This is a genomic window from Halanaerobiales bacterium (genome assembly GCA_035270125.1).
GTDB lineage: Bacteria > Bacillota > Halanaerobiia > Halanaerobiales > DATFIM01 > DATFIM01.
Genome location: DATFIM010000226.1, coordinates 1 through 2798 on the forward strand (window position 1 = coordinate 1; position 2798 = coordinate 2798).

The window sequence follows — 2798 nt, forward strand, 5'->3', positions numbered from 1 at the left end:
ATCATATTCTTCTATACCCTCAGCTACTACTTTTAAATCCAGACTGTGAATTAATTTAATTAGACTTTCTATTGAATTTAATTTTTCACCGGCAATAAATCTTTCTATCAATATTTTATCCAATTTAATATAATCTGCAGGTAAGAATGTAAGCTGACTTAAAGATGAATAACCTGTACCAAAATCATCTAAAGCTATCTTTACTCCTAAATCTTTTAGATTATCAAGAAATTCAAGAGACTCATTTTTATGTTCAATAAGAATATTTTCAGTAATTTCAATTTCAATATACTCTGGTCTGATCTCATATTTTTCCAGAGTATCTTTCAAAAATTCAACATATTTATCATCATTTAACTGTTCTCCTGAAAAGTTAATAGCTACTGTTCTTGCTTCATAACCATTATCCTTCCAGTCTCTAATTTCCTCAACTGTTTTTTCAGTTACCCATCTACCAACATCAATAATCAACCCTGTCTCCTCTGCTACTGGTATAAATTTACCAGGAGATATATCATATTTTTCTAATCTAAGTAAAGCTTCTAATTTATCTGCTTTACCAGTTTTTAGATTTACCTGAGGCTGAAATTTCAATTTAAATCCATTACTTTTTATAGCATCTCTTAATATATTTTTAATTCTTTTCTTTTCATTTAACTTTTTAGTCATATTTTGATTAAAATACATATAATGACTTTTACCTTTTTTCTTTACTCTATACATTGCAGTATCAGCATTAGTAATTAATTTATTCATATCAGTACTATCCTGAGGATAAAGAGTAACCCCCATGCTAAATTCTATATGTAATTCATTATTAAAAACATTGATAGGTTTTTCAAGATGCTCTGTAATTTTATTTATATATTCATTTACTTTTTCTATCTCAGCTTCTCCCCTGATTAAAATTAAAAATTCATCTCCACCAAAGCGGGAAACAAAGATTTTTTTACTTTCTAACTCAATTAATTTTTTTGATATTTTTTTAAGTACCTTATCTCCATATAAATGACCTAAGGTATCATTGATGTCTTTGAAATTATCTAAATCAAGAAGTAAAACAGCACCTTCATTTTCTATCTTTAATTCATCTTTTAATTTATCCATAAATTTTCTTCGATTAGGAAGTTCAGTTAGTGGATCATGATTTGCTAAAAAGTTAATATATTCTCTTTTTTCTTTTAATTCTCCAAAATAATCCTGAGTTTTATCCAATACCTTATTTATAGATTTTTTCAAAAATTTAAGATCACTTTTTTCATCTACTTCTATTCGATAGTCTAAATTATTCTCCAAATCAATTTTTCTAATATCTTCATCAAATTTTTTCAAAGGTGAAAATACATATTTATTATGAATATAAAAGAAGATTATAAAAACTATAGCGGAAACTAAAAATGCTCTCATAAATGAACGGAATAATCTCGAGTAAGTATCAGTATAATTAGTGAGAGGGGTAAAACTACCAAGATACCAATCAGTATTTTTGACAGGTATATAGGTTAAATAACCTTCATTTTCATTAAAATTTATTTTATTTACATAATTTTTAAAATCAGAATTAAAGTGGAAAGAATTATCATATTTTTCACTTAAAGAAGGAGGGCCATCTTTTAGAGAATAATCATGGTCTGGGTGTGCTAAAATATTTTTTTTGCTATCTACCAAAAGAAAAAAACCTTTTTCTGCTTCTTTTTCTTTTTTAACAAAATCTATAATAGTCTTTATGGATAAATCACCAGCTACTACTCCTAAAAGTTGATCATTATTTTTACTATAAACAGGTTTGGCAATGGTGATTATAATGTCATCATTACTGGCATTAACAAAAGCTTCAGTATATATTAATTCCTCTTCTTTTACTGCTTTTTCATACCAGGGTCTTTCTCTAAGATCAAAATCTGCAGGAGGCTGCCAGCCACTGGCATTAATCATTTTATTAGTAGGACTTCCCCAATATATAGAGAAAAATTCTTCATTTTCTGCCATTAGGTCTTCCATTACAACTAACTTCTCATTTTCAGTGTAAGAACCTCGAGCAAAATTAACTGCAATATCTTCTATTACTTTTGATTTTGTACTTAACCAGCTACTAATTTTTTCATTTAGTAAATTTGCAGAGAGAGAAGTCATTTCTTTAACATTTTCTTCAACCAGATGTTGATTGGTTAAATGCTGTTGATACATACTACCAGCAACTATTAAAAATACTATTATTCCCCATATGTAGAGTCTTTTTATATATTTTTTCATAATGACTTCCTCCTATTTGTAAGGAAAATTGTAATGTAAAGTAATTTTATCATGATTAATGTCATTTTTAAAGTATAATTGGGAATTATTATTAGTAAAAAATAAAGTATATGTTTAAAATATATCTGATAAAATAGATGAAAAGAGAATTTTAGCGATTATTTGCTAATACATCTTAAAGAACTGAAATATAAAATAGAACCTAAATTTATGCGGATTATTAATATTAAAATTTAATTTAGCTTAGCTTTACTACTTAAAACTTCCACACTTACTTTTAGCTAAGGTAGTTCTATTTTATATTGAAGTGAATTATAGATGTATCAAATAAACGGTAGATGAATCTTTTATCTATTTTATCAGATATATATAAACTTAATGTTTTTATTTTTTACTAATAAATGAAAAATAATTTGATTTAGGGTTTGACTTAAACAATTTTAGCTAATATAATAGTTATAACACATAGGAGGGACCCGACTATGCCCAAAAAACCGCAAACCAGTTACCAGGATATGAATGATGATGAATTAATTGAATTAGCT

Annotated in this window: 1 protein-coding gene; it reads right to left on the reverse strand. The window is 26.5% G+C overall.

Going from position 1 to position 2798, the window contains the following annotated elements:
* Positions 1 to 2253: EAL domain-containing protein (locus VJ881_11105; GenBank protein HKL76601.1), on the reverse strand; the 2253-nt coding region annotated here is incomplete at its 3' end.
* Positions 2254 to 2798 lie beyond the last annotated feature (545 nt).